Annotated in this window: 6 protein-coding genes; 3 read left to right on the top strand and 3 right to left on the bottom strand. The window is 52.1% G+C overall.

The window, feature by feature from the left end; translation table 11 throughout:
- Positions 1-10 precede the first annotated feature (10 nt).
- Together OOT00_RS15660 and OOT00_RS15655 are read right to left on the bottom strand one after the other, a co-directional pair.
- Positions 11-2,671 carry a phage tail tape measure protein gene (locus tag OOT00_RS15660; protein ID WP_265426366.1) on the bottom strand — a complete coding sequence of 887 codons (2,661 nt, stop codon included), beginning with the start codon at positions 2,669-2,671 and terminating at the stop codon, positions 11-13.
- A 371-nt stretch (positions 2,672-3,042) separates the two neighbouring features.
- Positions 3,043-3,630, bottom strand: coding sequence for a BRO-N domain-containing protein (locus OOT00_RS15655; RefSeq protein WP_265426365.1), 588 nt, complete (start codon positions 3,628-3,630; stop codon positions 3,043-3,045).
- A gap of 495 nt (positions 3,631-4,125) precedes the next feature.
- Here OOT00_RS15655 and OOT00_RS15650 point away from each other — a divergent pair, with 495 nt between their 5' ends.
- The 3 genes from OOT00_RS15650 to OOT00_RS15640 all read left to right on the top strand — a co-directional run bounded on the left by OOT00_RS15650 (position 4,126) and on the right by OOT00_RS15640 (position 5,626).
- Positions 4,126-4,704 (top strand): hypothetical protein, encoded by a 579-nt coding sequence (locus OOT00_RS15650; RefSeq protein WP_265426364.1) that lies wholly within the window; start codon positions 4,126-4,128, stop codon positions 4,702-4,704.
- Positions 4,705-4,827: 123 nt separating this feature from the next.
- Positions 4,828-5,130, top strand: coding sequence for a DUF3892 domain-containing protein (locus OOT00_RS15645; RefSeq protein ID WP_265426363.1), 303 nt, complete (start codon positions 4,828-4,830; stop codon positions 5,128-5,130).
- 52 nt (positions 5,131-5,182) lie between these two features.
- Positions 5,183-5,626, top strand: a complete 444-nt coding sequence (locus OOT00_RS15640) for a hypothetical protein (RefSeq protein ID WP_265426362.1) — start codon at positions 5,183-5,185, stop codon at positions 5,624-5,626.
- 552 nt (positions 5,627-6,178) lie between these two features.
- Here OOT00_RS15640 and OOT00_RS15635 read toward each other — a convergent pair.
- Positions 6,179-6,374, bottom strand: a 196-nt coding sequence (locus tag OOT00_RS15635) for a hypothetical protein (protein WP_265426361.1), incomplete at its 5' end; no start/stop codon positions are given.

Raw genomic sequence — 6,374 nt, 5'->3', positions numbered from 1 at the left:
TGACCCCTTTTCATAAGCCGCCACCGCCAAATAAGAACTCCTGATACTCCTTGGATGCCGACATCTGGATCTGGCTGAACAGCTCCAGCATGATTTGCTGCAGGTGGGGCTGCAGCCCGTCACCGGATACGGAGATCAGCGGATCGCCGAAGCGGTAGCGGTCTGCTCTGGCATCCATGAGCCGCATCTCGGCATCCGACATCTGCAGCTGCTTTTCGTGGGCTTCTTTCCGTATGCGCAGTTCTTCGCGGATCCAGCTTTCAATCTGATGCTGCTGGGAGCCAAACTGGGCCGTATCCCAGAGCTTAAACAAATCCGTCATCACCTGCCCGGTAGAGGAAATGGTGTTGCTCAGGCCAAACACAATCGCTTCCACCTTTTTGGCGTTGGCCTCCACTTCAGCGATTTCCAGCTTGGCTTCCCACTCCACCATGTTGTCCATGCTGCCCAGCATGGCTTCCAACGCCTTGACCGTGGATTCGGTCTGCGCCTGATTAAATCCGAAAATCATCTCAATGGCTTTGGTATCCGGAGCCGAGCCTTCAATGACTTTTTTGGCGGCTTCCAGAGAGGATCTGTCGGGGTTCATGGTAATGGTAATGCCCCGGTCGTCCGTCACGATGTCAAAAAGTGATTTTGTTTTTTCTGCGGAGGCCTCGTCCGCTTCCGCCGTGATCTTTGTGGCTTTTTCTTCGGGGATATCCGCAAGGGCCGTTTTCAGGGCATCCCAGGAGGCCTCGTCCTTATGAATGAGAAAATCGATAATGATATCATCGGAGATGTGGGTGGCATCCATCCCCAGCGCCTTCATCTGATCCCGTGCGGACTGAATCTCTTCCGCAGAAACCCTGATTTCCACCTCTGCATTTTCATGGAGCTTTTCCAGCTCTTCGGAAAATTCGCCAACGGACCCGGCTCCGCCCTCCATGGCCTTGGCGGTTTCGTCCGTGGCCTTGGCCATTTCCCGGAGTTTTTCCGTATTCTGGGGCAGGTAAACACCCACGCCCGCAAGGGCCACGTTGATGCGATCAAGCTCAGCCTCTGTGTCCCTCATGGGAAGCAGGGTTTTAATCAACATGCCGCCCCAGAAGCCGAACTTTTCAGAGAGCTTTTCTATCATCTGGGACTGACCCAGAAACTCCCCCGTGGTTTTTGCCGTGGCCGGGTCCAGCTCCGCAAAGGCGATCATCAGCCTGCCAGCCATCTGCAAAAGCGGGTTCCATGCCTCCAAAACACCCGATGAAACCGTAGCAAGGCTTCCCATGCCATCCACAAGCACCTGAAGAATCTGCCCCAGCTCGTCGGGCTTTGTGGGGTCCAGCCCCTGAAAGAGCGCCCCGAAAAGCTCTTTGATAGTTTCGGTTAGCTCGTCCACCCCTTCGGTAAAGCGGGACCAGTCAATGTTGTCCAGCGCCTCGGGCAGGGCCTGACCGATACCGGAAGCCCATTCCGTAAACTCCCCGGCGCTTTTGGAAAGACGGGCATACAGCTCATCAAAGGCCCCGGCATCGATGCTGGTTCGCAGCCCCCCGAATATCTCAGACAGGGCGCTCACGGCGTCGCCGTATTCATCCAGCAGGGGCAGGCCTGCGGTCACGAAAGTGGCCCGCATGGAGTTGAGGAGTTGTTGGTTTTGGAAAGAAATATTCTTGACCATTTTTCCATAAGCATCATCCGTCGCCCCGGAAGAGGCCCGCATCTGCTGCTGCATGGAAAGAAAATGATCGCCGCCGTCGGCACCAAACATGGCCAATACGCCAGTGAGTCCCTGCACGCTGCCAAAAAGCCTTGCAATGGTTTCCACATTGCCATCCGTGGCCGCATACACATCCTGCATCACACCCTCAAAGCCTTTGGATTTCAGGGCAGAAACATCAAAGCCAATGCCTAAAGCCTCGGCCTCTCTGGCGGCCTGCTCCGTGGGCTTGATGATGGCCTGAATGGCTCCTCGGATGGCGGTCATGGCTTCGCTGGTGGGCATCCCTTTGGCGGTGAGAACGGCAATGGCCGCAGCCAGAGTTTCAAAGGGCACGTCTCCGGCTGCGGCGATGGATGTTGCCTGAGAAAGGGATTTGGACAGCTCCGGCAGGGTGGTCTGCCCGGATTTGACCGTATTGAAAAGGATGTCCGAGTACCGGGAGGCTTCGTCTGCACTGGCACCGTAGGCGTTCATGGTGGAAACCAGCGCCACGGTGGTATCGGCAAGCTCTGCTTTGCCTGCAATGGCAAGGCGTTCGGTCTGGGCGATGAGGCCGATGGCGTCTTTGTAGTCCGTGCCTGCGGATATGGCCGCATAGGTGGCGGCGTTCACCTCGGCCATGGCAAAGGCGGAATCCGCACCATAATCCAGCAGGTTTTTGCGGAAGATGCCGAGGTCATCGCCCGTGGCATCAATGAGGGTGGAAATCTCGTTGAAGGAGTCGGACCACTCACCAGCAGCGGCAATGGCCACCCCGGTTCCGGCTGCTGCCATGGCTCCGAGGGCTGCGGTGGTGGTGAGGGTGGCATCGGCCATGGCAGCCATGGGTTTTGTGACGCTGCGGACGCCATCTTCTATGACGTTCATGGCCATTCCCAGCTTGCCCAGATTGGTGTTGATGCCTGTGGCGACCTGGGATACCTGATCGTCTCCGGAGAAGATGATTTTGACTATTTTTTCTACGTTGGACATGGTGCCCCTTTATTTGGGCAGGCACGGGGGCCTGCCCCTACGGTTTCCGGTTTGCCCGGCCTGTTTTGTATTTGGCTACCGCAAAAGACCGGCTGTGCTTTCGGGTTGAAAGCCCGTCAAGGGTAGCAACGGTTCTGTCTGCCACAAAAGACTGCCTTCCTTAAGGACCTTAAGGACCTTAATGAGGGCAACTCCTTCGCAGTATAGGGCCACAGGGGGCAGCATTGGCTATTTGCACCTTAGTTGAGCGCAGATGCATGTTCTTTTTGCTTAAACAGACCATGATTTCGCTTGACGGGGGGCCAGCCACAAACAAAAAACCCCCGCACCGGAACCGATGCAGGGGCTTCATTTATAAAATCAGAAAAGGCTTACTTGCCGTCGCCCTGATTCCGGAGAGACTGAACAAAGGCCTCATGATGAACTTCCGGGCTCAGCACAGAGACCGTTCGTAGTACGTTGTTGACGGATACCACCATATTCTGATGAAGCTGGCTCAGGGTGCTCAAGCTTGCCAGCATACCATTCACTTCCCGGACAAGGTGCCGTGCCAGAAGGATCTGGTCGTCATGGCCATGGGGGAGAGTTACGGGAGCGGAAGCGCCATAGCGGCCCGTTCGCCGGATGGCGGGGAGAACTTCACTGGCTACCCAGTTGGTGAAATCTTCGGCAGCGGGTTTGTTGGACCGGAAGGCCAGTTTGTAGAGGGCGGGTTCGTTGATGATGATGAGCTGCTGCTCACCACCGCCCCGGTGGTCATCGGAAGAAGGGGTCGTGAGTTTTACGACCCCTTTCCATTCATCCTGAATCGAGGCAAGAATTTTGTTCCCGCTCCAGGTAATCCCCAGAGCATCGCATACATCTCTGGCAACAAACCAAAGGCTTCCGTCTTCCTGCGTGAGGGTTCTGACAACGAGATTCTGAAAGGTAAAATCAAGGGTGGGCAACTGGTTTTCCATGGCGTTTCTCCTACTGAATAAAGGATGGGAGGTATCCGCCACAACTGAGGCTAATCAGTGGGTGACGGAGCTGCGTGGGTTAGCCTTACCGGACAGTAGGAACCGGCGCTCCGAAGAGCCCACACGCAGCCCCGCCATAAGGGTATGCAAGGGCACAAAAAATGCGCCTGCATTTCTGGAAGGGCGCTACGCGCCTACTGTTCAAGCGGGAGGCTAATCCCGGCTGCGGTTTTTTGCCGCAGTATAAAAACTGTACCCAGACCGGAATGGAATGTCAAGATGTTGATGCGAATGGGAAAAAGTTACGGGAAATGTATACCGGGCTTGCCAGAAGAAAAAGGGTGGGGTATGGAAAAGGATCGTTTTTTAAAAGGTGCAGCAGGGCGGAATACTTCCTTGGTCTGCATTTTAACATGGCTACAGAATCTTTTTAGGTGATGTATGAATAGCGAGGTAACGTGCTTCTGGCCAGATGTCAGGAAGTCATTCTATGGTATGTCGGGAGATGTTTCTGATTCTAAAACAAAATGTTTTGTAAACCATGCTTATGAGTTTTGTGCTGATGAATCTAGAGTCTCGGCAGCGTATCTTAGATGCGCAAATATGGCAATCTGGGCTCAAGAAAATGATCCTGATCAGTATCATCCAGATGAGTTGTTTATGCCGATCGTTTATTTATACCGGCATTCGATCGAATTGGCTCTTAAAAGTCTTATCTGTACTATCGTTAATTGCGGTAGACTTGCAAAATCAGAAAAAAAGAAGTCGTCAGGCCATAATATTATTGGCTTGTGGAAAATCGTAAAGCCGGTTTTGTTGGATACATGGCCAAAGGCAGATAAGAAGCCAGTAAACAATACTGAGGGCTTGCTGAATGAGTTACAGCGTATTGATAAATCAGGCCAAAACCTTCGGTATGCTCATAACAAGGAAGGAGGTAAGACGTCTTTAAATTATCCGAAGGTTATAAGATTGGAACTTCTTTGTGGGGCAATGAATGAGGTTCATACGTTTATAACCTCTTGTGATTCTTATTATTACGATGAATGGCAGAGTCTCCCTGAAGAATGGTAGTGTTTCCTTTAACAAGAACAAAAAGGGGGCAGCCCCCTTTTAGCTTTTGCAGCTGATCCGCCGCCCCATTATATCACACCAATGGAGCCAGTTAGGTTCCACCTGAGTTAGGAGGATGGAGAAATGGCCAAATGGGCAGACTATGGGATATCAGCCGTTCGTTATGACAGCGATGATCAGTACATCGATAAGGTGAAGGTGCATAAAGATAATGGGGACACCATTGGAGCTGGTGAAACCTGGACCAGGACAGACGTCCTTTCAAAAATGGACGACGACAAGACATTCATAACGATTCTTAAAGATAGCAATGATAAGTGGAAGAAAGGACAGGATATCCACATCATCACGGTGAATGGGCGGCGCTTCCTGAGGACCGATGCCAACGAAAGAGCTAAAGATAACTTGGAGAACCTTCCAAAATAAAAGGGGTCAGACCCCTTTTCTTATTATGTTCTATGCAGCATAGAGGAATCCTGTGAAATATCTTTATGATTACGATAAGATCGAAATTATCTCAAGAATAGAGTCGCTCTTATTTACAATAGAAAGCAGGCTGTTGCCGACATTTGATGCGATAGAGAATGAGGCAAAGAACGTCGAGGAAGAAGAGCTAGCTCGGTTGAGTAGGAACTTTGATCCGGACCGCATGGACGAGGAGGATGTCTACGAGAGGGCTTTCCATGCAGGGGTAGAGCATTACTCCGTTCACTCTGACATGAAGCGCGAGTTTTTGAAATCTTCGGCAGTATGGCTATTCCATCTCTTTGAGAAGGATTGTACCTATATATTTGATACGGAGGACGGGAAAGAGAAGAAAAGAATTCTATCTCAGCAGTCTTTAGACATATCTGATAGCTCCGACTGGTTTAAAAGTAAAAGGGGTCAGACCCCTTTTCCAGACCCCTTTTCCACGTTATGAACTCATTAGTAGAAGGTGAAAGTCGTGGGGCTATTTAGCAAAGAGTATGCAGGAACCCTCAAATGGGAAGAAATAAAGAACGAAGGTCCGCCTCGAAACTCATACAGAGCAAAAATTCCCGGAGGTTGGCTATTTATACTCTGGTGGGGTGCACAATATCAGGGCAGTGGCGTGACTTTCATACCTGACCCTGAACATAAGTGGGACGGAAATTCCTTAAAAAGGAGTAAGGAATAAAAGGGGTCAGACCCCTTTTCTCATCTGAAGCCTCTACTCGCTGGGCCGGAATCCGGCCCGGCTCCTTGGCCATCGGGCCATAGCCCTTAAAGTCCTTAAGGCCCTTAAGGACTTTAAAGACCTTAACGACCTTAATGACGGCAGCCTGCCCCTACTGGCTGTTCAGCTCCTCATAAAACCTCCCCCACAGCGCCGTTTCCACCCCCGTTAAAAACCCCTGCGGAAAGACATCCGGCCTTAATTCAAACAGCATCTTCCCCCTGGCGTGGCCAAGATTCAAGGCCGCCCGTATGCCCTGATCCCGCCAGAGGGCTTCTACTCCCCCAGTTCTGCACCCTCTCCGGTCAGATTCAAAATGGTCTCCGACAATGTGTAACCAAACACGGGCAGCACCAGAAAAAGCTTCACTACCGCCTGCTCGTCCAGCTCCGGAGACATGCAGCCCTCGGATAGGATGGCCATGCGCCGGGCCAGATCATCGGGCAGGGTTTCGCTGTCCAGCCCCATCAGT

It is taken from the genome of Desulfobotulus pelophilus, assembly GCF_026155325.1.
In the GTDB taxonomy this organism is placed as follows: Bacteria; Desulfobacterota; Desulfobacteria; order Desulfobacterales; family ASO4-4; genus Desulfobotulus; species Desulfobotulus pelophilus.
This window is presented reverse-complemented; position numbering and strand designations above follow the sequence as displayed.